Source organism: Halobacillus sp. SY10 (assembly GCF_045401165.1).
Taxonomy (GTDB): domain Bacteria; phylum Bacillota; class Bacilli; order Bacillales; family Halobacillaceae; genus Halobacillus; species Halobacillus aidingensis.
Window position 1 is genome coordinate 191,233 of sequence record NZ_CP174345.1, and the last position, 25,561, is coordinate 216,793.

Sequence of the window (25,561 nt, forward strand, 5' to 3'; positions counted from 1 at the left end):
ACTATGGCTTATAAATCGATCATCTTAGGCACAGGGCCTGCAGGGTTAACGGCGGCCGTTTATTTAGCAAGAGCAGATATGGAACCGCTCGTCATCGAAGGGCCGGAACCGGGCGGGCAATTGACCCTAACCACGGAAGTTGAGAATTTCCCAGGATTCCCTGATGGCATCATGGGGCCGGAACTCATGGATAACATGAAAAAGCAGGCGGAACGCTTTGGTGCGACTTTCAAGCGTGGATGGGTGACCGATGTAGAGGTGGGAGAACGTCCATTCAAGCTTCAAGTTGATGGTTTAGGTGAAGTGGAGACGGAAACATTAATCATTTCTACAGGCGCCTCTGCAAAAATGCTCGGCATTCCGGGTGAAAAAGAAAACTTAGGAAAAGGTGTCAGCACATGTGCGACTTGTGATGGCTTCTTTTTCCGAGGAAAGAAAGTCGTCATCATCGGTGGAGGGGACTCTGCGATGGAAGAGGCGACGTTCCTTACGAAATTTGCGAGCGAAGTCCAAGTGATCCACCGTCGTCATGAGCTCCGTGCTTCGAAAATCATGCAGACACGAGCGCAGGAGAATGATAAAGTGACGTGGGCACTGAACAAAACACCGGTCGAAATGGTGTCCGATGGCATGAAGATCAGTGGCATCAAGGTTCGTGACAACGAGTCTGGAGAAGAGGAAGTCATTGAAACGGATGGGATATTTGTTGCGATCGGTCACAACCCGAACACGGATTTTGTGAAAGGGAAACTGGATATGGACGATAAAGGTTATATCCTCGTTGATCCCGGTACGACCAACACGAATATTCCAGGCATTTTCGCGTGTGGCGATGTGCAGGACCAGAAATACCGCCAAGCGATTACAGCGGCAGGCACAGGCTGCATGGCCGCGATGGATACGGAGCGTTTCCTTGAAGGAGAAGCGACGATCGACTGGAGCGAAAACTTATCCTAATTACTTGAGTGAGCATCGGTCTGTTTTTACAGATCGATGCTTTTTTGTACCAGAAATACGTTAGGTCACTTTGGACGGGCGTTAGGGAACTTTCCCCTGGCGTTAAGTCACTTTTAATAGAATTAGGTCACTTACAAAGAGAGAACGGGCACTTTGCACATCAGTTAGGTTACATTGATGCATTTACCAAATAATGGTGTACCAGGTCATACATATATTGGAAATCACCGTCAATTTGACTCTAAGTGTATTTTTTGAAAATTAATTCAATTTTTATTGAATTAATCATTCTATAAGTATAGAATAGTTGCAAGAGGTGATGAAATGGAAGTATTTTCTATGAGTTCGAGAAAAAGAGAGACATACCAAGTGGAAGTGAAGCATTCCCTGTTGTGGGAAGCGGCACTGGGAATCGCTGCTATTACGAACGAACGGCTGCTGGAGACGCTGGACTATACAAAAAAACAATGGCAGACAATCAAAAAATCGTTGTCTACGGAAATGCTGGATCATTTAGAAATGGTCCAGGAAAAGAATACATGGAAAACGATCTTGCTGTTGCTTCATGAGAAGGATATGGGTTCTGTTGAGGAGTTCAATGATTTTGTAGATCATTTAGATGAAGAAGAGTTGCGTTATATCGCTATTCCTTATCTAGGGAAAAAACATCAAGAAGATCGTAGGCTTGCTTCTCAAGGAGATCAGGAGGCTGTGGCGCGGCTTCAAGATGTATCTAAAGATAATGCGTTCTTTCCACGTTACATTGCCTACATTAGCCAGGTGGATGCGCATCACTTAAAAAGTCATATCCAAGAGGTAATGACAGGCTGGTATGAAGCGGTTATTCAGACGGATGAGGCGATGTTCAAAGGAATTCTGGAACAAGATGCTTTTTCCAAGAAGAAGCGGATTGAAAAACTGGAGGCGGAGGATTTTGTGGAGTGGGCGACACATGGAATCCGTTACATGCCGGAGCCTAGTGTCTATAAAGTCATCATGATCCCCCAATTTATTTATCGTCCGTGGAATGTGGAAGCCGATATTGAAGGGGCGAAAATCTTCTACTACCCTGTAGCCAATGAAAGTATCCAGCCGAATGACCCGTATGTTCCGGATCAAATGCTCGTTCAGAAATTCAAGGCGCTTGGAGATGAGAATCGTTTGCGTATGCTCAAGATTTTGATGGGGGGAGGGCGCACCCTGAAAGAGATGACCGAGGAGATCGGTATGGGTAAAACCACTGTCTACCATCATTTGAAGCTGTTGAAATCCGCAAGGCTCATCGTCGCTTATGGTCCACGGTATCATGTCAGCCCACGGGCTTGGGAAATGCTGCCAAAAGAATTGGAGTTATTCTTGGGAGAGGAAAAATGAACGATGCGGAAGTATGGCAGACCGAGGAGAAACCGTCGTTCAAGTCCAACCGACAGGCCTTCCGTTTCATTGGAGGAAATCTAGTATCCTTTTTCGGGGATCAAATCTATTTGATTGCTCTTCCTTTGATGGTACTTGCTCTTACCGGTTCACCGCTCAGTATGGGAATTGTCGCTGCTGTTGAGCGGGTGCCTGTTTTGTTACAACCGCTCGCAGGGGTGCTTGCTGACCGGTTGGATCGGAAGCGGATTCTATTGTTTTGTGATTTTTTCCGTTTTCTTTTGCTAGGGAGCATAGGGGTGTTGTTTTTTTATGAAATGATTACCATCTATTATCTCTACGCGGCGGCCTTCGTTATTGGTGTGCTTGGACAACTTTATCAAACCTCTCAGTTTGCATCGATTCCGAAACTCGTAAGAAAGCAGGATCTAGATTTAGTGAATGCATGGAACACAGGGATGTTTCATACGGCTGTCTTTCTTGCCCCAGGGCTTGGCGGTTGGATTGTGGCCATTTATAATCCTGGAGTTGGCATGATCCTAAATAGTTTTTCATTCTTCATCGGCTTTCTAGTCGTTTGGAGTTTGCGGTTGGAAAGTGAGCAGAAGCAAGGGGGAAAGCGTTCGTTTACCCAGGACATGAGCGAAGGATTCCGCTTTGTGATCCATCAGAAACCTCTACTCTATACAAATATCGCCATGTTCTTTTCTGTATTTGGCACGACTCTTTTTTTGACGATGTTGATTGTTCATTTAAAAGCTGAGATTGGTTTTTCGGGGGTCTCGATCGGTTGGCTTCTTTCCGCTGGCGGGTTAGGTGCTATTGGGGGAGCGGTGCTTTCTCCTGTTCTAGGGAGCCGAATTGCTTATCGTACACTATTGTTTGGGTGTGGCGCCTTCGGAGGCCTTTCCATCTTCCTGTTCAGTTTCTATCAATCTTTTATTGCTCTCGCACTTTTGAACGCTGTTGGGACGATTTGTGCTTCCATAAGCAGTCCGTGTATTGTAACGTTAAGACAAAAGCTGACGCCGGAGCATTTACTTGGAAGGGTGCAGGCGACGAGCCGGTTCATGACGTGGGCGTTGATGCCGGTAGGTGCGTTGGTCGCTGGGATCATCGGTGAATACATAAGTACATCCATGACCATTGCTATTGGAGGGAGTGTGTCCACCATTGCTTCTTTCATTTACTTACACCCTTCATTGAAAAAGATAGATGGAGAGGAGGGAACCCATTGATTTGGAGTCATGATAAAGGGTTAATATTGAAACGAACGGATTTTCTTTGGGAAAGGGATTGGCGGATGGATGATTGCTATAAGCTGATTTTTTCTCCCTTTGGGAAAGGTCTCTATCAGACGCCACAAGGAGATGTTTCGATAGAGAAAGAGGGGTTTCTTCTTTTCAATCCTGACCATAAACATAAACAGCTCAGTGCGACGAAGGAAAAGTTCCTCGTGGAAATGCGTCCTGAATTGTTGCAGGAAGCGGGGACGCAACGATCTGGCACAGGTTCACCGGTCGAATTCGCTACTTTAAGTTACAAACACCCACACTTAAACCAGTGGGCTCATTTCGTGCGAGACTTCTTTTTCTATCAAAAGGGAGAGGGCTTGGATCTCTTTCTGGATCATAGTCTCATGCAGCTCGCTGTTCTATTGATGGAATATGGTCCAGGTTCTCACCAGGTAGAATGGCCGGTTGTTAAGGGACGGGACCCTCTTCATAGGGCAATGAACGCGATGAGAGAAAGCTATTCAGGAGTTTGGTCTTTAGATGACATGGCTGCCGTCGCCCGTATGAACAAGTATCAGTTTTCTCATGCCTTTAAAAAAGAAACCGGCGTCTCCCCTTACTCGTGGCTGCAAGTTTATCGACTCTTCCGAAGTCAGTCTTCTCTAATGGATACCGAGGATTCCGTCTTATCCATTGCCTTGGAGCATGGATTTTCCAGTATGACGACATACAATCATCTATTTAAAAGAATCTATCAGAAAACGCCGACGCAGTTTCGAGAGTTTTATAAAATGAACCGTCGTTAAAGTTAGACAGCCCGCGATGATCATCGCTCCGCTTGAAAACATCAGCCACCGGATTGGAATGTAGGCGGATAAGAACCCGTAAAGCATTAAGGAAAGTGTATTGGAAGCATATAAAAGGACAGCATTCGTGCTGAACGCTCTCCCCATTTTTTCTTCCGGAACATCAGATTGTATGATGAACACACGAGCAAGACTTGCAACCGGCATACCGATTCCCACAATGATACAGCCGATGAAAAAGTGTCCTACTCCATAAAAAAAGCCGTAATAAGCGATTCCAGCCCCCCATATCGCTGCCCCCATTACATAATGGTGGAGCGAGAATCTTTTAATGAAAAAAGGCAGCACCATATTCGTAATGATGACCGTGGCTCCGAACACACCCTGTATCCCGCTGTACCATTCTTCACTTTTCGTGGTCATTTCTTCAAGAGCTAACAACAACCCTACCTGCCACACCCAGGTATTAAGAAAAACCGTATAAAACGTGAAGAAAAAAAGTTTCCGAATCGTTGTCTGTCCAACCATCCATAGAAAGAATTCTTTGATGGACAGAAAAATGAACTGAATCGTCTGCTTTTTCTTCAAGGGGTCCTCCAGGGTGAGTTGAGACAAACAGTAAACGCTAATCAAATACGTGAGCGCATCCAAAGTGAAAAAGTGGATGACACCCACCGTGTTCAATAGAGTAATAGCGATGAGCGGAGTCAGAATTGTTACCCCACGTGTGATCGTGTCGTAGAGACTGTTAGCCGCTGACCGTTCGTCTTCAGTTGTAACCATTGGAAGCACTGCCCGATGAGCAGGATTAAAGAAGCACCCAATCGTTTGAACTAAGAAACTGACAATCACCAACACGGGGTAGGTAAGCAGGTCGAGTCCGTGTAAGAGACTAACCGACAATAGGAAAGGCACGCGAAGCAAATCCAGCCGGATAAGTAATTTTTTTCGCGGGAAAGAGTCAGCGACTACTCCGCCGATCAAACCGAAGAGCAAGTACGGAACGGTTTCTGCGAGTGCCACTCCAGTCGTATGGACGTTGGATCCTGTCATGTCATAAGCGAGGAAAAGAAAAGCCATCGCAGACAGCACATCCCCAAGTCTCGAAACGCCACCTCCCAACAAGTAATACCGTATATTCTTCTGCTTCCATAAAGGTCGATACATCAACATTCCTCCTTTTTACAGTAAAGCACCCGATTGGAAGACTCGGTTTCAAGACTTTTGATGAGTGGATAGAGCGTCGGTGGATGACTTGCTTTCCGAGGGAGCGCGATGAGCCTCCTCGAACTGCCGTCCTGCGGGGTTTCATCAAGCAATCTCTTCACGCAGCCCCTAAGATCACACAAACATCTCGAAATCAAGTCTTCAACTATCCTGCCCTATACTTGAATCTTATCTCACCAGCTATTCAGGTTCTTCATCAATATTGGTAAGTTTATTAGCAAGATTTGGTGGTTTTTTTGATATACTGATTATTCAGAGTTAGGGGGCGTGAGATGGACTACGTACAAAAAATGAGAAGAATGATTGATACACAGCCGCTTGTCGTTGCAGGTTCCACGGTTCTTGTTGAGAATGAGCAGGGAGAGCTGCTATTCCAGTATCGAGTGGATACGAAAGAATGGGGGCTCCCTGGTGGGGCGATGGAGCTTGGGGAGAGACTCGAGCAGACGGCGGTCAGGGAGCTGAAAGAAGAAACGGGACTTGTGGCTGGAGACGTGCGGCAAGTTGCCACGTTTTCGGGGGAAGACTTTTTTTACAGATACCCGAATGGGGATGAGGTCTATAATGTCATTGCTTGTTTTATAGCTCCCGAGATTCGTGGAGAACTCAGAGTAGACCATGAAGAAACCTCGGATTTGAGGTATTTCAGCCGCGATTCCCTCCCTGAGAACATGGACAAGAGGGCACGAATCATTCTGGAAAAGGTGAGCGAATGAAGGCTTTTGAGGCGGCAAAAGGTGTGATCGCAGAGCGGTTTCCGGACTGTGATGCGTCTCTTCTTGCAGGGAGTGTCGTAAGGGGAGAGGCGACAAGCACATCCGATTTGGATATTGTGATTTTCGATTCGGAAGTAACGTCTTCTTTTCGTGAGTCTTTTTATGCGGGCCAATGGCCGGTCGAGGTTTTTGTACATAATTGGTCCTCCTATCGTGTGTTTTTCGATAGTGATTGTGAGCGGGGACAACCTTCGATGCCACGAATGGTGGCAGAGGGGCATGTCCTTAAGTGGGATGATCGTTTGGAAGCTGTCAAACATGAAGCAGCGGACTTACTGAAGAAGGGTCCACCCCCCTGGTCAAAGGAAACCCTCTTGCTTAAGCGGTATTTCCTTACGGATGCATTGGACGATTTCGTTGGTTGTACAGAACGGGGGGAAGCTCTTTTTATTGCAGCGAAACTAGCAGAGCAGACGAGTGAGTTTTATTTGCGAGCGAATGGACAGTGGAGCGGCTCATCGAAATGGATCGCTCGGTCACTGCGAAACTATGATGCTGCCTTTGCAGAACGGTTGATTCAGTGCTTTGTCCATTTTTACAAAAGTGGGGAGAAGAAAGGCGTCGTTGAATTAGTGGATGAGGTTTTGAATCCATACGGAGGCCGGTTTTTCGAAGGATTTTCAATCGGAAAATCGAAAAGGAGGTAGACCTGTGAAGAGAATCATGGTGCTTGGTGTTTCGGCAGGTGTAGGCAAATCGACATTTGCAAAGAAACTAGGGGAGAAGCTCGATATCGACGTGTATCATCTGGATCGTTTTTATTGGGAGCCGGGCTGGCAGGAAGCGACACTGGAGGATTTCTCAGAGAGGCAGAGAAACGTTGTAGGAAAAGAGCAGTGGATTATTGAAGGGAATTATAGAAATACGTATGAGATACGCGCAGAGAAGGCTGATACGATCATCTACTTGGAATTGCCTTTAAGGACCTGTCTATTTCGGGTCTTGAAGCGCTGGTGGACCCACCGGGGGAGCACACGCCCGGACCTCGGGGAAGGGTGCAGTGAAAGAATGGAAGCAGACTTTTTAAAATTTATCGTGACGACCTATCGAAAACGGAAAAAGAACATGCAGGAAAGACTTCTATCGTTTCAAGAAATCGGCCGTGAAAAGCAGGTCATTCAATTAAGGTCCAAAAAAGATATACAGAAGTTTCTTGATCACATTTCATAGGTGCGCGGTTCCCGAATAGACTGGGGGAATCGAATCATTACATAAAAAAGCGCTCCAATTCAACAATTGGAGCGCTTTTTGTTTCTATTAGGAAGCCTTTTCCTCTTGCTCTCTTTCTTCTGGCATGAGAAGTGGCTGAGGCTGACATTTTTTCTTCGTCAATTCGGATACAACGAAGATCATAATGAACGCAGCGATACAAGCAAGTGTACGGAACGGGAACAGGACGATTCCGTCAGGGTTGATCATTGGATACGGCAGGAACGCCGGTAGTCCCATTGCTGGTTCTCCGCCTCCTAAACGAAGGAATAACGCCACAGAGAATCCGGCGATCGATCCGTAGAGGTTCGCATTTTTATAAAAGAGAGCCATCGTAAGCTGTGGGAAAAGAATCGTGTACACAAGGTCGGATGCTAAATACCACAGCGTATACACACTTTTGACATTCAATGCGATGATCATAGCTCCGACACCGACGATGATGATCGTGCGCTTGATCACTTTTTTCAATTGCTCAGAGCTTGCGTTCGGTTTAAGCAATGGACGATACACATTCCAGGATGCCATGGAAGAGGCAGAAAGAATGGAAGAGTCCATGGAGGACATGACCGCCGCTGCAAGCGCTCCGAGACCAATCGCGGATACGAGTTCAGGGGTCAAATACCTCAGGATGTGCGGAAGAATAACCGCTGGGTTTTCAGGAGTCGGAAGTCCCATGCTTGCCCAGTCCATATTCACGCCTACAATTCCAATCAGAACGGCAGGGATGGCTGCAATGATGCAGATGACTCCTGCTGTGATGGATAACCACATCGCGGTTTTTTCATTTTTGGCGGAAAGGACACGTTGGAAATATACTTGCCAGGCAATACCACCAAAGATGAGAAGAAGGGCATAGTCAATCCAGTTCCAGAACCAGTTGCCCCAGGCAGGATCCTGCCACCCGTTCAGTGGAGGAAACAGATTGGCGTAAGAGCCGAATTCTACTGAATAATTACTCCACGCGTTTTCAAGACCACCAACATGACCTAAAGTGAATGGCACCACTAAAATGAGTCCGATTAATAGGATGGCCATTTGGAAAACGTCTGTATAGGCAACCGCCCACATGCCTCCGGCTACGGTATAGGCGATGGCGATAATTCCTGAAAGGATGATGGATGTAGTAAAGTCAATGTTCAGGATGGTTCCGAATGTTGTACCGAGTGCCGTAAGGATTGCAGCACTCCAGAACATTTCCCCTAGCAAAGCGGGAATGTAAAGGACGCCGGCCATTTTTTTACCAAAACGTTGTTCCAGGGGATCGATGATCGTGAGGAATTCATAGCGGCGCATTTTACGGGCATAGAAAATACCACCAATAATTAGACTTAATGCGTATCCCCACGGGGCTTGAGCCCATACGAGACCATCGCTGTATGTGAATTCTGCCGTACCATTCACATAACCACCACCAACCCATGTAGCAGCCATAGTGAACATCGCGATTCCAAGTGGTAAACTGCGGTTTGCGACCATCATGTCTGCTAAAGTTCCGGATTTATTTGTAGCGAAGACGGCACCGATGTAATAGACGAGGGCATAGAAAACAATCATGGCGATAAATCCGCCCCATTGAATGTTTTCATTTGTGAAGGCCATGTAGAGGACGAAAACACCTAGAAGTGTCCCGAGCATGATAGCGGCTTTGTTCTTAGCGAAAAAAGATGTTTGTTGATTCGATTGCAATGACATCACTCCTTTTAATATTATCTGAATATTCTGTAAATTATAAAGTCCACACGTCTCCCTTGAATAACAGATAAAATGTTATTCAGAGAGGCGGTATCTTATTTTTCTTGGTCGACAGGAAGAAATTCGAAAATTTCCCCACTCTCAATAGAGTCAACGAGCTTCTGTAACCAATGGTAATATGGAATGGACGCTTCCAACTGCTGATAGACTTGCTGCGCTTCGTGCTTAATCTTTTCGTCAACTTCGGAATCCTCTATAAGCTTATTCAATTCCTTCTGGGCTTGCTTAACTGTGTCCAAGTTGATTTTAGCTTCTCTTATCCACATCTTCGTAAAAAAATTGGAGAAGAATTTAAAGAAGTCCTTTTCAGCTACAAAAGTCTGTCGGCGCGTTCCCTTTCGAAACGTTTGCTTCACAATGTTGTAATTTTGAAGCTTCTTCACTCCTGTACTCATGCTCGGCTTGCTCATTCCTAGTTTTTCACGCATTTCATCCAGCGTCATATCTTCTTCAAAGTACATCGTCCCATATAAAGTCCCTGCACTTCGGGTCACTCCATACAAATCCATCGTTTCCGCAATGGAATCGATCACAAGTCCTTTCGCGTGCTCAATGGTCTGTCGGGAGCCTTCTTCATGATGATTTGTCATTAAAAACCTCCTCACAGGCGTAAAAGCAATTAACTTTATTAAATTTTTTCTTTACAGACTTTATCTTAACGAATAAAAATCGCTTGTCAAAATCCATTTTAGAAAAAAATCGCCTTAAGCCCTATCATCTCATAGGTTATAGCCGATTTAAAAAAATTTTCACTTTGACAAGCTTCCAAAGGCTTGTTAACGTTAAAAGTATTCAAAAAGTTAAATTTTTTATTAACAAAATTAACGATGTCGGAGAAGAAATTATTCAGGGGGATGGATTCCGTCACTTCTTAATCGGAAAGAATATCATTGGGGTAGTAAATGATTCGAAACTGCTGCCGTGACCGCTTTGCGTGAAGCATTGAATTCAGTCGCTCCTGTTAGGAGTAGGATAACTGATGAAAATTATGATGACGTGGAAGAGATGAAAGTCGAAGGAAACCTTTGGGGAGAGGTCTCAAACGTTTCCTCCCAATGGACTACCTAAGTATCACTTATATCGTTCTAGAAGACATGTTCTCTGTCTTGACGTTTGGAATATTTAAAGTAAAGAGGAGGCCGTTTTGTTTGCTCACTCTACTATATATGATCTGGCTGGTTCTCACCGGTCAGGCAACCGCGAAAAAACAAAATTTGTAGCAGGAAAGATCCGTTTCGGAAGTTATTGCATACGACTTTTATATACAAGAACCCTGAGAGTTTTTGGGTAAGAAGAAGACATTACACACGAGTTACAGGACATTAACCCGACGTTAAAGCAGCGGGAACATTTAATGATTGGAATAATACTCAAGCTGAATAACAAGCCCTTTTATTTGTACAGGACTTTTTTCCTTATACAAAACCACTGGTTAACTCAGGGGACGTTTCATGAGATATGACTGTAGATGAGACGGCAACATCAACAGTAAACAAACTGTACAAGCGCTGCTTCCACATTATAATGCTCTCATGTAAGCCTTCAGGAAATGAATCCTGTGGGTTTTTTTCATTTCATTAATTCCCTAAGACCTGCATAAAATGTGCTTCTCCCATTTCTTCGGTAGAGTCGAAGGGCACAAATTTATAAACTCTTGATTCAAAAAAAAGCAGAGAATCACGAATGGTTTTTCATACCTATTACAATGTCTTCAACTTTACATAGAGGGAAATGATATAGAAAAGATCCCTTTGTCCCTTTAATCAGTGTCCCTAGGATAACGTATGATAGCTGTTTATTAAGGAGACGATGATATAGAATTGTCATAGAATCATCAGTTTTATTTTTAGCAATGATCCGCTTCATGAATTATAATAATGGTAATGTGAATTTTTTCACAAAATGGCTTATAAGGAGTTTTATATAAATGAAGCACCTCAGCAGACTAGTTTTCTCAGATCGAAGAGTTTTCATGCTGTTGGTCCTCACTTCCGTGTTGATTGGTGCCACGATTATTGGTCAATCTTATTTTTTCGTTGCGATCGTCGACCGGATCTTCCTTGGTGAGGGACGTTTTCAGGATATCCTCCCACTTCTCGCGGGATTGCTTTTGGTGCTCGCTGGACGGACGCTGTTTACATGGCTGAACGGCCGGACAGGCATTAAGCTTGCATCCAAAGCAAAACTTTATTTCCGTCAGTCCATAATTGATAAATACGCGCGAAATCCCGTACAAGCCTCTTTACAAGGACAATCGGGAAGGAAAGTCAGTGTGCTGATGGATTCCGTCGACGAGATTGACGGTTATTTCAGCAGTTATATTCCACAAATGATCCAGACGATGATCATCCCGCTGATGATTCTTGTCGTTGTGTTTACCCAGCACCTCTACTCAGGGCTGATCATGATTATTACAGCTCCGTTCATCCCGTTATTTATGGCCATCATCGGTGTTATGACAAAAAAGAAGTCAGAAGAGCAGATGGAGAAGTTAAACACATTCTCCGGAAAGTTTCTTGATACGCTTCAAGGCTTAACAACATTAAAACTTTTTGGACGTTCCAAGCAGCAAAAGGAAGAGATTGAATCGAGCAGTCTAGGTTTCCGTGATGCGACGATGGAAGTCTTGAAAGTCGCCTTTGTCTCATCCTTGATGCTTGAGTTCATTTCCATGCTCAGCATCGGGCTGATTGCATTGGAAATTGCGATTCGGCTCGTTGTATATGAGAGTGTTTCCTTTTTTACAGCCTTTTTCATTCTCATTCTTGCCCCTGAATTTTATTTGACGCTGAAAGACTTCGGGAGTGCTTTTCATACAGGGAGAGGCGCAACAGGTGCTTCCAACCTGTTGGCGGAAGAGCTTGAAAAAGAAGAACAACACATTCAGTGGGGAAGTGGAAAGCTTGAAGGTAAACAGCCCCCTGAGATCAAGCTCGATCAAATGAGTTTTCATTATGAGGAAGGGTTTGCAATGGAAGGGTTGACGACAACCATCCATTCCTATAACCAGGTAGCCATCGTTGGTAAAAGTGGTGCGGGAAAATCGACGCTCCTGCACCTTTTAGCCGGCCTGACTAAACCGTCCTCTGGAACGATCAAAGTTAATGATCGCTCCCTTTTTGACTATGAAGAAAAAGAATGGTTTTCTCAGGTCAGCTACATCTCTCAGCACCCGTATTTATTTTCCGGAACGATTGCTGAAAACATTGCGATTGGCGGGCGAGGGAATCATTCCAAGGAAGAAATTCAGGAGGCCGCGGAGAAAGCGGGAATCGCCGAGCTGATTGCATCTTTGGAAAAAGGGTACGACACCCCGGTCGGTGAAGCAGGACGCGGACTTTCTGGAGGAGAGAAACAACGCCTCGCGCTTGCGCGTACATTTTTGAAGAAACCTTCTGTCATCCTGTTTGATGAACCGACGACAGGTCTGGATCTGAAAACGGAGCGGGTGTTGCAAGCCTCCATGGAAAAGCTTGCGAAAACAGCGACAATCATCACCGTTGCCCATCGTTTGCATACAATCAAAAAGGCTGATCAAATTCTGCTGCTCGATCGCGGTTATCTTATAGGAAAAGGTACACACGAAGAACTGTTGGAAACGGTGAAGGAGTATAGGGATATGGTGACCGTCCAGCAAGGAGGGAACTCCGCATGAAGGAACTGAAGGAAGTCATCCGGTTAGTTGTATTGGAAAAAAGGGATATCGTGCTTTCGATCGTCTTCGGTTTTCTTGCTGGTATGTCAGCGGTCGGGCTGTTTGGCGCCAGTGGCTATTTAATATCCAGGGCGGCGCTCATCCCGCCGTTGTATGCCTTGACGGTGCTTATCGCTTTTTTAAAGCTGTTCGGGTTTGCGAGGGCGCTCGGCCGTTATGCGGAAAGGTATTTTTCCCACAGGGCGACCTTTACGATTTTAAGTAACTTACGGCTTGCTTTTTACAAAAAATTAGAACCGCATGCACCGAGGATTTTTCAGAAATACAGGAGTGGGGATTTGCTATCACGAATCGTCGGTGACGTGGAGAGTCTGCAAAACTTCTTTTTGCGTGTGTATTATCCACCGGTGGTCCTTGTCATCATCTTCTTAGGGACAGTCGTTTTCGCATCCATCTTCTCTATTTCCATAGCCATCGTTCTTCTCTTGGGTCTTGTCGTTACGGGGCTATTGATTCCAGCCTGGTACACCGTTAAACAACGGAAACTAGCCAGCCGTGTAAGAGAGGCGCGCGGAGAGTTATCGACCGAAGCTGCGGAATGGCTGTACGGCTTCCGTGACCTTAAAATCTATCAGCAGCTTGAAGACAAAAAAGAAATGCTTCATCAGTCTTCCGATGATTATATTCGAGAGAGTGAGCGTGACAGTCGTCAGATGCTTTCCAGTCATTCCTGGAACACGTTTGCGACACTCCTCGTCTCATGGATCGTCACAGGCCTTGGTGCTTTTCTTGTGGCTGAAGGAGATCTGAACGGGCTGTTTCTAGCGATGCTGGTGATGATTTCGTTGACAGTCTTTGAAAATGCAGCACCGATGGCTGTTCTGCCCAGTCACCTTGATGATAGCAAACGGGCATCGAAGCGGCTTTTTTCCATTGTAGAGGAAGAAAATCGTGGAACAGAAACGTACAACCTTGATGGAAAGCTGGCTCCTAGTATGCAAGTATGTGATGTCAGTTACCGTTTTCCGGACGAGGAGAGAGAGGCACTTACAGGTGTCACCTTGTCCATACCGGCAGGCAGTAAAACCGCCATTGTCGGAGCAAGTGGATCCGGAAAATCAACACTCCTGCAGCTGTTCATGAAATTCCAAATCCCATCTATGGGTGAGCTGATGGTCAATGGTAAGAACATAACGGAAATATCAGAAGAGAGCATTTGGGAAAACAGCAACGTCGTCCTTCAGGAGAATCATTATTTTTACGGGAACATACGTGAAAACCTCCAGCTTGCCGGGGAAGACCTCTCAGATGAAGAGATGAAGCTCGTGCTGGAAGAGGTTGGATTGGAGTTTGACCTGGACCAACCGGTTTTCGAAAAAGGGGAGAACCTTTCGGGTGGAGAGCGTCAGCGCTTGTCCATAGCAAGAGCTTTTCTGAAAGGAAAGCGTCTCTGGTTGCTCGATGAACCGACATCTTCCGTCGATGCTCTCACCGAACGAATGATATTCAATCACCTGTATGAACGCGCGTCTCAAGATACCGTCGTCCTCATTAGCCACCGTTTGAGCGGCCTCGAAAAGATGGACCAAATCATCGTCATGGCTGAAGGGGAAGTCGCAGAAGCAGGTTCTTATGACGAACTCATGCAAAAACAAGGACACTTCTACGAAATGAAACAAATCGAAAAAAACATCTTCAGCACATAAAAAATGCCGTACCGGATATTCCATAATATGGATGACCTGGTACGGTAATTTATTCCATGTAATTGAGATAAGTGTACATCCGGTTTCGTAGATCGTGATAATCCCTTAATAGTAGTAAGGGTAGCCGTACGGATATGGGTAGTAATAGGGGTACGGATTTGCCAAGTATGGGAACAGCGCTAATGTAGCAAGACCAGCTAGTGGCAATACTTCGCGACGGAAGCGGCGAGCGCGACGGCGGCCATATCCGTACTGGCGTTGGTCATCCATTGCGTTCCCGTCCTCGTCGACCATCACATCTTCACTGACTAAGATCGTCATCTTATCATGATTCACATCAGTGATGACTCCATCAAAGCTGCGTCCATCCTTCGTTTGGACCATGACATGGTAGTACTTCATCTTATTGCATTGCTCATAGGAAGGCTGCGTATGACCTTGTTGGTGCATCTTTCGGTCTTCTGTCATTTTAACCAACTCCTCAGAATCCATGATATTCACCCAGCCCAAAAGTGTGACAATCCATCTCTTTTGATTTATTAAAGTATATGGCAGGATTGTGGAAGACTTGATTTCGATACTTTTGGTGAGTGGATAGGGGCTGCGGGGAATAGCTCGCTTTCCGCGGGAGCGCGGTGAGCCTCCTCGAGCTCCGCTCTGCGGGGTCTCACCAAGCACTTTTTTCCCGCAGGAGTCTCGCCATTCCCCTTCGCCCCTAGTCGTAAGAGAGTCTCGAAACTACCTTCCAGCAACTAGAGCTTTTATGGTTACGAATCCTATAACGATGCGATTTAAGCAAGATTTCACAACAGAACTAGGCAGGGACTATAAAAGAGATTTCGAGAACCTCATATGGTAAAGGGGCGGAGGGAAACGGTGAGACTCCTATGGGCTGTGCGGGACAGCTGAGACCCCGGAAGGCGTAGCCTGAGGAGGCTCAGCGCCCGCCCCATGGAAAGCGAACCTTTTCCCGTAGCCCCTAGAATCTCACAAACATATCGAAATCAAGTCTTCAATAATCCAGCAATCTTAATAAACATGCAGATTAAAGAAAGCGTTATCATTATTTGTTAAATTCTAGTACACTAGAGATAATTCATAAGGTGAGGTGAAGGAATTGAAGAAGAGAGAGCCGATGGATTTAGGTAATGATGTGTTTTTGATTGATGGCTATGATATGGGGTTTGAAGGACGGACAGGTACATATGTTTTGTTAGGGGATGACATTACTCTCGTGGAGACAGGCCCGAGCCCTTCTGTGCCGAGAGTGCTGGCAGGTTTGGAAGAGTTGGAGATTCCGAAAGAAAAAGTAGCGTACGTGGTTTTGACGCATATCCATTTGGATCATGCAGGTGGAGCGGGGCTGCTTTTGCAAGAGTGCCCGAACGCACAGGTCATCGTTCATGAAAAAGGAAAGCGGCATCTCGCAGATCCTTCGCGTTTGATTCAAGGAGCGAAGGCGGTTTATGGAGAAGCGTTTGATGAATTGTTTGATCCGATTCTTCCTATACCGGAAGAGAGACTGGAAACAAAGACAGATGGAGACAAGCTTACGCTATCAAAGAACCGTAAACTCACGTTTTATGACACTCCCGGACATGCGAAGCACCATCTTGGCATTCATGATTCACTGAGTAACGGGATTTTCACAGGAGATACGGCAGGGATTCGATATCATCAGACTGAAGATCATGGACTAACTTTTTATTTGCCAACGACTTCACCGAATCAGTTCGATCCGGACGCGATGCTCGATTGCATCAATCGTTTTCGCGATATGAATCCTTCTTGTCTCTATTTCGGACATTTTGGGAAGACAAAAGATCCTGATCAAACGTTTGACCAAGTCAGTAGTTGGATTCCTGTTTTTGTGAGTGAAGCGAAGGATGCTTTAGAGCAAGGACAAGGGTTGGAGGGCGTTCAACAGAGGCTTCATAATCGTGTATCGTCCTATTTAGAGGATAAAGGAATTCCGCAGAATCATGAGGTCTATGAGATTCTGAAACTGGATATAGACGTTTGTTCCATGGGGCTTGCCGACTACCTGAAGAAGAAAAGCAGAACGTAATTGTTCTGCTTTTTCTCGTGATTGCACATATAATTGAAACATAACAATGTATTCAAACGTATGGAATATGGAGAAAGAAGGGGGATACATAATGATTGGAATAGTAATGACAACGGTATTATCATTTCTATTATTTTTGACGTTGTCCATCATCGTCTATGTGAAAAATCGAATGAGAAGAAAGAAAATCATGAAAACGACACTGGGTGTCCTGATTTTCGGTATCATCGTAATGTTCTTCGTCGTTTACGCATTCATGCCGACGATTACGGTGCCGAATATGCTGATTCTCAATGTGATCGTCGCTGTTCTTTTTGTTCCGTTAGTGTACGGAGGAGCCAAAGTGCCGGTGCAATATCAAACGATGCATCGCTCACTGTCAGGGATTATTATTTTAGGCGTAGCGGTCGCGGTCATAGGTGTTTTCATTTACAGCATTCTAGCTTTGCAGGACAGCTATGACAGTATTTCGAAATCAGAGGAAGAGGAAGCCCGTCCTTTGAATGAGGAGAACACACCGATATCTGTCGCGCCTGAGTCAGCAAGGAACAAAGTGCAAAAAGCGATGAGTGTGGTTCCGAATACACAATTCTATGATTTAGGAAAACTGCAGGCCCAGCAGATTGATGGCGAAATCGCTTATGTGGCGCCTGTAGAATTCTCGAGCTTCTGGCGTTATTTGCGAGGAAAAGAGACGGAAGGGTACTTTACAATTACGGCAACGAATATCAATGCACAGCCGGAGTTTGTTGAGAGCAAAATGAGGTACACCAACTCAAGCTTCTTTAATCATAATGTGCAGCGTGTCGTTTATGGAAAGCATCCGAATTATGTCCAAAGTGGAGACGCACAGATTGAAGTCGATGATGAAGGGAAACCGTGGTATGTCCAAACGATTTATAAGCCGCTGCTGTTTTCCAACCGCCCGGACATGAATGATATCAAAGTGGCCATTGTCGATCCGGTTTCAGGGGACATCGAGACCTATGATTCTTCTAATGCTCCCGATTTCGTTGAAGGATCGGTAAGTTCAGAACTTGCAGCCATTGAAAACGAGTACTTTGGTAAATATGTGAATGGATGGTTGAATTCGATCTTTGGGAAAAAAGATGTAAAGATTCCGAATGAGTCAGGGACTGAGAGCAGTGTCACGCCGATTTTCAATGAAGCGGGTGAAATGTTCTATTTCACAGATATGGCTTCACCGAAAGAAAATATTGATTCTGCCCTTGGTTATACGTTGATTAATGCACGGACAGGAGCCCTCACTTATTACAACGGCCAGAAAAATCAGGGGATCATGGACAGTAAAGGAGCTGTGCAGATCGTCAACAAACAGTATCCTGAAAAGAACTGGACAGGAACGATGCCGGTTCTCTATAACGTGGACGGCCACCCGACATGGATCGTAAACGTCCTTGATCCAAACGGGTTGTTCAAGCAATATGCATACATTAAGGCAGCAGATTCAGACTTTGCAGTTTTCGGAGATACAGCCAAGCAGACGTTAAACGCATACCGTCTGCAAATTGCCCAGGATCCCAGTAGTGTGGAGGGAAGTCAGGGTGTCGAGTTGACGGAGAAGTCAGGAACGATCAACCGCGTTCTTGTCACTTCTACCGATTCCAGACAGTCTGTTCAATTCTTACTAGAAGGGGAGACGACCATCTATACGGTCAACACAAGCAAAGCCCCTCTCGCCATTTTCCTGAAAGAGGGAGATCAAGTGAATATGCAGGCACGTATCCGCGATAATGGCACAGCCACAGTAGAATCAATGCAAATTCAAGGCATCAATTGATGAGAAGCAGCAGGGCACCCGCTCCTGCTGTTTTTTTGTTATGATAAAATAAATAGATAAATTTAAGTTGGAGGGATTTTTTATGGCAGAAAAAACATTTGCGACAGCAATTAATTGTATGGATGGACGTGTGCAACTTCCCGTCATCCATTGGATGCAGGAACGTTACGGAACGGAATACATCGACATGATTACAGAAGCAGGCCCGACCAAGTTCTTATTGGAAGGCTCTGAAGATCAGCTGGCCGCTGTCAAAACGAAAATTGATATATCCGTAGACAAGCACGGATCAGGCGTCGTTGCCATTGTCGGCCACTACAATTGCGCCGGTAACCCTGTTGATCGCGATGAAAAAGCAGGTCAAATTAAAAAATCAGTAGATCTTGTGAAATCATGGGGCTTTAATGTAGACGTCATCGGATTATATGTGAACGATCAGTGGGAAGTAGAAGTGATCACGGGATAAGAGGATTTTTCTTCCTTGTGGCGAATAGTTCTTAGTAATAGAACATTCGTGAAGGAGTGGCGGTATGGAGCAAGCGAGCTGGTTTGATTTCGTTGAAAAAGAGCGGGATCCAGTTTATGAAGAACTGCAGAATTTAACGAAGGAGAACCCGAGCATACGCATCGCCTCCTATACCATCACAATGAATCCTTTTGCTTTAATTGAAATTGAAAGTGACGGCATTCATGATTGCGTCAGCGACATCGAATCCTGTTACACCTATTTATGTAACCTAAGTAAATAACCTTAAACTCAAACCCCGGAGTCCGCACTCCGGGGTTTACCTGTGCCTCTTCTTTCACTAAAGCTCCCTTTTGTAGAAGACTTAGTTTCGAGATGTTTGTTGGAGTTTAGGGGCTCCGGGAAACAGTTCGCTTTCCATGGGGCGGGCGCTGAGCCTCCTCAGGCTACGCCTTCCGGGGTCTCATCTGTCCCACACGTCCCATAGGAGTCTCACCGTTTCCCTCCGCCCCTTGACCATAAGAGTATCTCGAAACCACTTCCAGAACACGCGGCCCTTCATCGTAATGGGAGTTGGTGTATTTAACTCTCAAACAAGCAGTAAACTATACTCTAACGCTCGCTATAGAGCGCTTCTCAACTAGAAAGCAGTTATTATGGAAGACGCTTCATTCGTGTGCGTGGGTTCGTTTATCTCATTTCTCGAATGGGGTGGGTGGGAAGCTGCGAGACTCCCGTGGGAGAAGTAGATAGGCGAGATCCCGCAGGACAAAGTCCGAGGAAGCTCGGCGCTCCCCCACAGGAAAGCGAGTAGCTTCCCAACCACCCCTGGCACTCAATGCGGCAAACGAACCCAGAAAAGTCTCGAAACTGAGTCTTCCACAATCCTGCCATATTGTTGAATAGGGATTTGAGTGGAGGTTTCTTTTTCTATACAATGGTCATGGAAATGAAAATACGAATGAAAAGGTGTTTTACCTATGAAGAGATATATCGTTGTCGGCGGGGGAGTGCTAGGCGCATCCACTGCATATCACTTAGCAAAAGAAGGCGTCGACGTGAAAATCATCGACCGCAAAGATGAGGGACAGGCGACAGAAGCAGCTGCTGGAATCGTCTGCCCGTGGCTCGCTCAGCGCCGCAACAAGCGCTGGTACCGTCTCGTCAAAGGCGGCGCCCGTTACTATCCAGAACTGATCCGTCAGCTTGAAGCGGAAGGAGAAACACGGACAGGCTACCGTCGTGTCGGTGCAATCAGTCTCCAAAGGGATGAAGCTAAATTAGAAAAAACGATTGAGCGAGCGTTGAAGCGAAGAGAAGGTGGCGCTCCTGAAATCGGTGAAATCACAAGGATTTCATCAGAAGAAGCGAAAAAGATGTTTCCACCGCTCGCGGATGGATACGACGCGATTCATGTCAGTGGTGCGGCACGCGTCAATGGCCGTGAGTTGAGAGATGCCCTTCTTCGTGTAGCAGAGAAATATGGGGTACAGAGGATGTATGGAGATGCGAGCCTTATTCATGAAGGACAGAAGGTGACCGCTGTCGAAGTGGACGGCGTACGCCATGAAGCGGATGAAGTGATTGTCACAGCTGGTGCGTGGGCGAAACCGATCCTCAAGCCGCTCGGCATTGATTTTCTCGTTTACCCTCAAAAAGCACAAATCGTCCACTTGGATCTGCCGAATACGGAAACGGAAGATTGGCCTGTTATTATGCCACCGAACAATCAGTACATGCTTTCCTTTGGGGGCGGCCGTGTTGTCATTGGTGCCACGCATGAAACCGATGCCGGTTTCGATGGACGTTCAACCGTAGGCGGCCTTCATTATGTGTTTGATAAGGCGCTTGAAGTGGCTCCTGGTCTTCATGACAGCACTTTTGCTGAAACGCGTGTAGGATTCCGACCGTTTACGCCCGGGTCCCTGCCTGTTTTTGGTGGTATTCCTGAGTGGTCAAATTTATATGTCGCTAATGGTCTTGGAGCTTCTGGACTTACATCCGGCCCTTATGTTGGCGCAGAACTTGCTCGTCTGGTCCTTGGAAAAGAAACCGAGCTTGCCCCGGAGGATTATGACGTGTCAGAAGCGCTTGGTTCTGAGTGAATGTCTCCATCTAAAAATCCTTGCAGCTTAATTAAGCTGCAAGGATTTTTCATTATTTCTCCGGATAGTCACAGTACTCGATGATCGTTCCTTCTGTATCAGCCGGATTCAAGTAAATGAGACGTCGTCCGTGTTTATTTGTCCGTAATGACCATTCCAGAGTCCGGATGCCTTGCTCCTCTAATTCTTTCAACGCTGCGTCCAAATCGCCGACATCATAGGCAATGTGATGGACCCCTTTTCCTTTTTGCTTAATGAAGCGAGCGATGGGGGAGGTTGTATTATTCGTTGGCATCAATAATTCTGTACGATCGCCTTTGATATCTATAATTGCGATTTCACTTTCTACTCCTTCTGCTTCACTTCGATAACGGTCAATCAAGGTTCCGCCAAGGACTTTGGTATAAAAAGTGATGCTGTCTTCGATATTGCGGACAGCGACTCCAATATGATCCAGTCTTTTTTCCACGTTCATTCTCCTCTGCTGCAATTCTGAGACTCATTTTAACATATGAACGCCCATCAAGCTTTCTTGTGGTCCTCAATAAAAGCCCTTTTTTACAGAATCTATCAAAACGTACAAGCTGATTTGTCTCTATCACATAAAGTAGAGCAGGAGGTGATTTTCTATGCCTGCCTGGATCAGCAACAGCTTTAAAATCCTGTCATCCTTTGTTCTGCATGTAGTTGTAACCCTAGGTTTAATTGGTGCAGCGATTTTTACAATTGTAACTGGATTGACGTGGGTAAAAGGGTTGATCGTCATCGGTCTGTTGGTTCTCTGGCTCGTTTCATTTGTGTGTGCTGCCCAAAAGCTGTACGCGTATTTGTTCGGCCGTTGGAAAGACGACGATGAATAATGAAAAAGGGATCCTGTGGCACAGGACCCCTTTACATATTAATTCAGTTGTTTGACGACTTCTTTGGCAACGACTTCTGTGGATTGTGGGTTTTGACCGGTAATCAGGTTGCCGTCCACTTCATAATGCTCCGACCAGTTTGGGCCGCTCACAAATGTTGCGCCCAGTTCATTCAGCTTGCTCTCAAGCAGGAATGGCATGTGTTGATCAAGCGTTGTTTCCACTTCTTCGGCGTCGGTAAATGCATTGACGCGTTTTCCTTTGACCAGTGGTTCACCGTTAGACAGGGTAGCTCCAACAAGGCCTGCGGGACCATGACAGACGGCTGCGACGATTTTATCCGCTTCATAAAAGTTACGAAGCAGCTTTTGCAGCTTTTCATTATCCGGAAAGTCGAACATCGTTCCGTGACCGCCCGGTAGGAAAATGGCATCGTAGTCTTCCGCTTCGACGTCTGCGATTGGTGTTGTATTTTCTAAATGTGGTTTTGTATCTAAGATCTCTTGTGGTTCATCTTCGCTGACACTACCTGGATCGACAGGTGAACGGCCGCCTTCCGGGCTTGCTACTGTCACTTCGTAGCCGTGTTTTTGGAACTCGTTATAAGCTTCGCCGAATTCGGATAACCAAATCCCTGTCGGCTGCTCATCCGTAATCTTTTCGTGGTTCGTAACGACCATTAGTACTTTTTTAGACATGATTGTACTCCTCCTTTGGTAGTGAATGTTATTTTAATATGTGAAAATTAACTGTGACAAACATTCTGCTTTGTCGCACATAGATTGAATTTCCCGTTTTGAAATGTATAAAACATAGGCGAGCATACATTGACAAAATGGAAGGCTAAAGCATACGATAAGTGTATATATGAATATATGCGCATATAAGGAAGGTGTCGATTTCATGAGTGAAGACAAAAATAAACGAGAAGATCAGGAGAAAAACCACGTCAATGAACTGGATGAAGAGACATTGTTCGTTGTTTCCCAGACATTCAAGGCGTTGTCCGATCCGACACGAATCAGAATCCTACATTTACTATGTGAACAAGAAATGTCCGTCAATCAAATTGCCGATACATTAGAACTTCGCCAATCGACCGTTTCCCACCAACTGCGGTTTCTAAAAAATCTACGCTTGGTGAAGTATCGAAGAGCGGGTACAACATTATTTTATTCCCACGATGATGAACACGTCATCGATCTATTGCAACAAACCATCAATCACGCTCTTCACCATTAAAGGGGAGAAAGAGAATGAAGGAATACAAACTGCAAGGTTTATCATGCGCGAATTGCGCAGCAGAAATGGAAGAGGAAATCCGCAAGCTCAACCACGGGGAAGACTCCGAGCTTCAGTTTTCATCGAGCAAATTAAGAGTTCAAGACGGCGTCGATATGGAGAAAGTACGCCGGATTTTGAAATCCGACGGCGCTTCTCTTGTCGATGATGAAGACGCCCACGATCATAGTCATGGTCCGAACATGAAGCAGCTCGTCATTATTTCCTCGCTCATCTTCGGTGCGACCTTTTTATTGGAAGGAATGGTTGCCCCTTTCGTCATGATCGGGATGTATTTGGCCGCGATTGCGATCAGTGGGTATCAGACATTCTGGAAAGGTTTGAAAAATTTAACCCGGCTGAAGTTTAACATCGATACGCTGATGACGATTGCTCTCATCGGAGCGGTGGCCATCGGGGAATGGAAAGAAGCGACCCTTGTAGCCATTTTGTTCGGGCTGAATGAATATTTGGAAGGCCTCGGAATGGAAAAGGCGCGTAGCTCGATGGAGCAGTTATTGAAGGTCGCGCCTAAACAAGCGACCCGTCTTCTCGCAGATGGAACGGAAGAAGTCGTAGGAATTGAAGATTTAAAAGAGGGAGATCTTGTCCTTGTAAAAGCGGGTGAAAAAATCCCATCAGACGGTATGGTCTCGGCTGGCTACAGCTCTGTGAATGAAGCAGCGATCACCGGGGAGTCTCTGCCTGTAGACAAGAAGCCTGGTGAAAAGCTATTTGGTGGCAGCATTAATAACGAAGGGTTGTTGAAGGTGGAAATCTCCAAGGCCTACAATGACTCTTCCCTCGCTAAAATTCTTCAGTTAGTGGAAGAAGCACAGGAGAGGAAGACACCGACAGAGCTTTTCATCAACAGATTCGCTAAATACTATACACCGTTGATCATGGTCATTGCCGGTCTTGTCATGGTATTTCCACCATTACTTTTCTCTGCAACCTGGGGAGGTTCTTTTTATCAGGGACTGGCGGTTCTTATTGTCGGCTGCCCATGTGCATTGATTTTGTCCTCTCCCATTGCGATTCTCTCCGGAATTACGAAAAATGCGCGGAATGGCATTCTCGTCAAAGGTGGAGCTTTTCTTGAACAGCTTGGAAAAATTGAAAGCATTGCTTTTGATAAGACGGGTACGCTGACAAAAGGAGAACCTAAGGTCCACGCAGTGAATGTTTATGAAGAGGGGCGTTTCTTTTCAGTTGCTCAAGCTGTTGAAAGAAATTCCTCCCATCCGATTGCGAGAGCGATCTTAGAAGATTCACGTGTTCAACAGGCGAATTCTTTGGAACCTTCCTCTGTTGATACGATTCCTGGGAAAGGCGTTCGAGCGGTCATTGAAGAAAAGACGTACTATGTGGGAAGCGAACAGACATTGACGCATTTAACTGTCTCAGAGGATGTAAAAGCAGACATCGACAAGCTGAAAGAAGATGGATTCACCCTTGTTATCATTTCTGACGAAAAAGAAGTACTCGGGATGTTCGGAGTAGCGGATGAAGTGCGGGAAGAAAGCCGTACGCTTATGAAACGTCTCCATTCCTTAGGCATCAAACATACGATCATGTTGACCGGTGACCACGAGAAGACGGCTGGAAAAGTGGCTGCAGAGATCGGTGTCACCGATGTCCATGCACAGCTCTTGCCAGATCAGAAAGTAGAAAAAGTCGACGAATTAAAAAGAAACTCCAAACTCGCCATGATTGGAGACGGGATCAATGATGCGCCTGCTCTCGCGATGGCTGATTTAGGGATTGCGATGGGGAAAGGAACGGACAGTGCGATTGAAACTGCCGATATCGTTCTCATGCAGGACCACCTCGGCAAACTGCCGAATGCATTCCGAATTGCGAAACGGGTGAATGCCGTCGTCAAATGGAATATTGGTATCGCCCTCGGCTTGAAAGTGATCGCCCTTCTTCTCACGATTCCAGGATGGCTCACCCTTTGGTTCGCCATTCTAGCTGATATGGGAGCAACGATTCTTGTCACGCTCATCAGTCTGACCATCCTTCTTATGAAAGATGAGTGACTCATATGGATTTATCTTCCACACCAGGTCATCCAAATAATGGATGACCTGGTGTGGTTTTATTTGGAAGATATGTAGGCTGAGTGGACCGTTTTTGTTGTGTGTGGGTCTTTTGCGTTTGCGGCTAGGTGAGGAAAGGGAAACGTATGTCATGGTCGTACGGTAAATAGTGGCTTTGTTTCCGTCAAAACCACCCGTCCTTCCATACATACTTTTGCTACGAAAAGACGACGATAAA

At 45.7% G+C, this 25,561-nt stretch carries 23 protein-coding genes; 17 read left to right on the forward strand and 6 right to left on the reverse strand.

Translation table 11 applies throughout. The annotated features are described in order from the left end of the window. Positions 1–3: 3 nt before the first annotated feature. The 4 genes from trxB to ACJA3J_RS01125 all read left to right on the forward strand — a co-directional run bounded on the left by trxB (position 4) and on the right by ACJA3J_RS01125 (position 4,372). Positions 4–957 (forward strand): thioredoxin-disulfide reductase, encoded by a 954-nt coding sequence (gene trxB / locus ACJA3J_RS01110; RefSeq protein WP_089652919.1) that lies wholly within the window; start codon positions 4–6, stop codon positions 955–957. A gap of 324 nt (positions 958–1,281) precedes the next feature. Then, positions 1,282–2,331, forward strand: coding sequence for an ArsR/SmtB family transcription factor (locus ACJA3J_RS01115; protein WP_406945286.1), 1,050 nt, complete (start codon positions 1,282–1,284; stop codon positions 2,329–2,331). After that, the gene (locus ACJA3J_RS01120; RefSeq protein WP_406945287.1) at positions 2,328–3,569 is read left to right on the forward strand and encodes an MFS transporter; all 1,242 of its coding nucleotides are present in this window, start codon (positions 2,328–2,330) and stop codon (positions 3,567–3,569) included. The genes ACJA3J_RS01115 and ACJA3J_RS01120 overlap by 4 nt, the downstream gene beginning before the upstream one ends. Then, the gene (locus ACJA3J_RS01125; RefSeq protein ID WP_406945288.1) at positions 3,566–4,372 is read left to right on the forward strand and encodes a helix-turn-helix transcriptional regulator; all 807 of its coding nucleotides are present in this window, start codon (positions 3,566–3,568) and stop codon (positions 4,370–4,372) included. The genes ACJA3J_RS01120 and ACJA3J_RS01125 overlap by 4 nt, the downstream gene beginning before the upstream one ends. Here the strand turns inward: ACJA3J_RS01125 and ACJA3J_RS01130 are convergent. After that, positions 4,304–5,539, reverse strand: a complete 1,236-nt coding sequence (locus ACJA3J_RS01130; protein WP_406945289.1) for an MFS transporter — start codon at positions 5,537–5,539, stop codon at positions 4,304–4,306. The two genes, ACJA3J_RS01125 and ACJA3J_RS01130, sit on opposite strands and share 69 nt — an antisense overlap. Positions 5,540–5,871: 332 nt before the next feature. Here ACJA3J_RS01130 and ACJA3J_RS01135 point away from each other — a divergent pair, with 332 nt between their 5' ends. The 3 genes from ACJA3J_RS01135 to ACJA3J_RS01145 are packed head-to-tail and all read left to right on the forward strand — an operon-like array spanning position 5,872 to position 7,545. Further along, positions 5,872–6,315 (forward strand): NUDIX hydrolase, encoded by a 444-nt coding sequence (locus tag ACJA3J_RS01135; protein ID WP_406945290.1) that lies wholly within the window; start codon positions 5,872–5,874, stop codon positions 6,313–6,315. Further along, positions 6,312–7,022, forward strand: a complete 711-nt coding sequence (locus ACJA3J_RS01140) for a nucleotidyltransferase domain-containing protein (RefSeq protein ID WP_406945291.1) — start codon at positions 6,312–6,314, stop codon at positions 7,020–7,022. Before ACJA3J_RS01135 ends, ACJA3J_RS01140 begins: the two co-directional genes overlap by 4 nt. Positions 7,023–7,026: 4 nt before the next feature. Continuing rightward, positions 7,027–7,545 (forward strand): topology modulation protein, encoded by a 519-nt coding sequence (locus ACJA3J_RS01145; protein ID WP_406945292.1) that lies wholly within the window; start codon positions 7,027–7,029, stop codon positions 7,543–7,545. A gap of 87 nt (positions 7,546–7,632) precedes the next feature. Here ACJA3J_RS01145 and ACJA3J_RS01150 read toward each other — a convergent pair whose 3' ends face one another. Continuing rightward, a complete protein-coding gene (locus ACJA3J_RS01150; RefSeq protein WP_089652947.1) occupies positions 7,633–9,222 on the reverse strand; it encodes a sodium:solute symporter family protein in 1,590 nt (529 codons plus the stop codon). A 152-nt stretch (positions 9,223–9,374) separates the two neighbouring features. Further along, a complete protein-coding gene (cudC, locus tag ACJA3J_RS01155; protein WP_089652914.1) occupies positions 9,375–9,929 on the reverse strand; it encodes a choline uptake/conversion transcriptional regulator CudC in 555 nt (184 codons plus the stop codon). Positions 9,930–11,266: 1,337 nt separating this feature from the next. On the opposite strand from cudC, the gene cydD reads away from it, so the two are divergent. Further along, positions 11,267–12,994, forward strand: a complete 1,728-nt coding sequence (cydD, locus tag ACJA3J_RS01160) for a thiol reductant ABC exporter subunit CydD (RefSeq protein WP_406945293.1) — start codon at positions 11,267–11,269, stop codon at positions 12,992–12,994. Then, positions 12,991–14,700, forward strand: a complete 1,710-nt coding sequence (gene cydC, locus ACJA3J_RS01165; RefSeq protein ID WP_089652911.1) for a thiol reductant ABC exporter subunit CydC — start codon at positions 12,991–12,993, stop codon at positions 14,698–14,700. Before cydD ends, cydC begins: the two co-directional genes overlap by 4 nt. 105 nt (positions 14,701–14,805) lie before the next feature. Here the strand turns inward: cydC and ACJA3J_RS01170 are convergent, their stop codons facing one another. Continuing rightward, positions 14,806–15,168: a hypothetical protein gene (locus ACJA3J_RS01170; RefSeq protein WP_208599177.1), complete on the reverse strand. Its 363-nt coding sequence runs from the start codon at positions 15,166–15,168 to the stop codon at positions 14,806–14,808. A gap of 649 nt (positions 15,169–15,817) precedes the next feature. Here ACJA3J_RS01170 and ACJA3J_RS01175 point away from each other — a divergent pair. The 5 genes from ACJA3J_RS01175 to ACJA3J_RS01195 all read left to right on the forward strand — a co-directional run bounded on the left by ACJA3J_RS01175 (position 15,818) and on the right by ACJA3J_RS01195 (position 21,140). Next, entirely contained in the window at positions 15,818–16,768 is a 951-nt protein-coding gene (locus ACJA3J_RS01175) for an MBL fold metallo-hydrolase (protein ID WP_406945294.1), read from the forward strand. A gap of 91 nt (positions 16,769–16,859) precedes the next feature. Further along, on the forward strand, positions 16,860–18,569 hold the full coding sequence (locus ACJA3J_RS01180; protein WP_406945295.1) for a DNA-binding protein: 1,710 nt from the start codon (positions 16,860–16,862) through the stop codon (positions 18,567–18,569). Positions 18,570–18,651: 82 nt separating this feature from the next. Continuing rightward, positions 18,652–19,035: a carbonic anhydrase gene (locus ACJA3J_RS01185; RefSeq protein WP_406945296.1), complete on the forward strand. Its 384-nt coding sequence runs from the start codon at positions 18,652–18,654 to the stop codon at positions 19,033–19,035. Positions 19,036–19,099: 64 nt separating this feature from the next. Then, entirely contained in the window at positions 19,100–19,318 is a 219-nt protein-coding gene (locus ACJA3J_RS01190; RefSeq protein ID WP_115893268.1) for a hypothetical protein, read from the forward strand. 697 nt (positions 19,319–20,015) lie between these two features. Continuing rightward, positions 20,016–21,140 (forward strand): NAD(P)/FAD-dependent oxidoreductase, encoded by a 1,125-nt coding sequence (locus ACJA3J_RS01195; RefSeq protein ID WP_406945297.1) that lies wholly within the window; start codon positions 20,016–20,018, stop codon positions 21,138–21,140. Between the two features lie 52 nt (positions 21,141–21,192). Here the strand turns inward: ACJA3J_RS01195 and ACJA3J_RS01200 are convergent, their stop codons facing one another. Further along, the gene (locus ACJA3J_RS01200; RefSeq protein ID WP_406945298.1) at positions 21,193–21,609 is read right to left on the reverse strand and encodes a VOC family protein; all 417 of its coding nucleotides are present in this window, start codon (positions 21,607–21,609) and stop codon (positions 21,193–21,195) included. 160 nt (positions 21,610–21,769) lie between these two features. Here ACJA3J_RS01200 and ACJA3J_RS01205 point away from each other — a divergent pair, with 160 nt between their 5' ends. Then, positions 21,770–22,000 (forward strand): hypothetical protein, encoded by a 231-nt coding sequence (locus ACJA3J_RS01205; protein WP_089652903.1) that lies wholly within the window; start codon positions 21,770–21,772, stop codon positions 21,998–22,000. Positions 22,001–22,038: 38 nt separating this feature from the next. Here the strand turns inward: ACJA3J_RS01205 and ACJA3J_RS01210 are convergent, their stop codons facing one another. Continuing rightward, positions 22,039–22,698: a type 1 glutamine amidotransferase domain-containing protein gene (locus tag ACJA3J_RS01210; protein WP_089652902.1), complete on the reverse strand. Its 660-nt coding sequence runs from the start codon at positions 22,696–22,698 to the stop codon at positions 22,039–22,041. Positions 22,699–22,903: 205 nt separating this feature from the next. On the opposite strand from ACJA3J_RS01210, the gene ACJA3J_RS01215 reads away from it, so the two are divergent. Together ACJA3J_RS01215 and ACJA3J_RS01220 are read left to right on the forward strand one after the other, a co-directional pair. Beyond that, complete coding sequence (locus ACJA3J_RS01215) at positions 22,904–23,242, forward strand: metalloregulator ArsR/SmtB family transcription factor (RefSeq protein ID WP_089652901.1); 339 nt, start codon at positions 22,904–22,906, stop codon at positions 23,240–23,242. 14 nt (positions 23,243–23,256) lie between these two features. Then, positions 23,257–25,323 carry a heavy metal translocating P-type ATPase gene (locus ACJA3J_RS01220; RefSeq protein ID WP_406945299.1) on the forward strand — a complete coding sequence of 689 codons (2,067 nt, stop codon included), beginning with the start codon at positions 23,257–23,259 and terminating at the stop codon, positions 25,321–25,323. Positions 25,324–25,561 lie beyond the last annotated feature (238 nt).

Bases quoted from the DNA above. Each gene is read 5' to 3' on its own strand.
- ACJA3J_RS01140 (WP_406945291.1), top strand. From the start codon at position 6,312: ATGAAGGCTTTTGAGGCGGCAAAAGGTGTGATCGCAGAGCGGTTTCCG.
- cydD (WP_406945293.1), top strand. From the start codon at position 11,267: ATGAAGCACCTCAGCAGACTAGTTTTCTCAGATCGAAGAGTTTTCATG.
- ACJA3J_RS01150 (WP_089652947.1), bottom strand. From the start codon at position 9,222: ATGCTCGGGACACTTCTAGGTGTTTTCGTCCTCTACATGGCCTTCACA.
- trxB (WP_089652919.1), top strand. From the start codon at position 4: ATGGCTTATAAATCGATCATCTTAGGCACAGGGCCTGCAGGGTTAACG.
- ACJA3J_RS01190 (WP_115893268.1), top strand. From the start codon at position 19,100: ATGGAGCAAGCGAGCTGGTTTGATTTCGTTGAAAAAGAGCGGGATCCA.
- ACJA3J_RS01210 (WP_089652902.1), bottom strand. From the start codon at position 22,698: ATGTCTAAAAAAGTACTAATGGTCGTTACGAACCACGAAAAGATTACG.
- ACJA3J_RS01215 (WP_089652901.1), top strand. From the start codon at position 22,904: ATGAGTGAAGACAAAAATAAACGAGAAGATCAGGAGAAAAACCACGTC.
- ACJA3J_RS01185 (WP_406945296.1), top strand. From the start codon at position 18,652: ATGGCAGAAAAAACATTTGCGACAGCAATTAATTGTATGGATGGACGT.
- ACJA3J_RS01220 (WP_406945299.1), top strand. From the start codon at position 23,257: ATGAAGGAATACAAACTGCAAGGTTTATCATGCGCGAATTGCGCAGCA.
- ACJA3J_RS01205 (WP_089652903.1), top strand. From the start codon at position 21,770: ATGCCTGCCTGGATCAGCAACAGCTTTAAAATCCTGTCATCCTTTGTT.
- ACJA3J_RS01180 (WP_406945295.1), top strand. From the start codon at position 16,860: ATGATTGGAATAGTAATGACAACGGTATTATCATTTCTATTATTTTTG.
- cudC (WP_089652914.1), bottom strand. From the start codon at position 9,929: ATGACAAATCATCATGAAGAAGGCTCCCGACAGACCATTGAGCACGCG.
- cydC (WP_089652911.1), top strand. From the start codon at position 12,991: ATGAAGGAACTGAAGGAAGTCATCCGGTTAGTTGTATTGGAAAAAAGG.
- ACJA3J_RS01195 (WP_406945297.1), top strand. From the start codon at position 20,016: ATGAAGAGATATATCGTTGTCGGCGGGGGAGTGCTAGGCGCATCCACT.
- ACJA3J_RS01120 (WP_406945287.1), top strand. From the start codon at position 2,328: ATGAACGATGCGGAAGTATGGCAGACCGAGGAGAAACCGTCGTTCAAG.
- ACJA3J_RS01170 (WP_208599177.1), bottom strand. From the start codon at position 15,168: ATGACAGAAGACCGAAAGATGCACCAACAAGGTCATACGCAGCCTTCC.
- ACJA3J_RS01135 (WP_406945290.1), top strand. From the start codon at position 5,872: ATGGACTACGTACAAAAAATGAGAAGAATGATTGATACACAGCCGCTT.
- ACJA3J_RS01130 (WP_406945289.1), bottom strand. From the start codon at position 5,539: ATGTATCGACCTTTATGGAAGCAGAAGAATATACGGTATTACTTGTTG.
- ACJA3J_RS01115 (WP_406945286.1), top strand. From the start codon at position 1,282: ATGGAAGTATTTTCTATGAGTTCGAGAAAAAGAGAGACATACCAAGTG.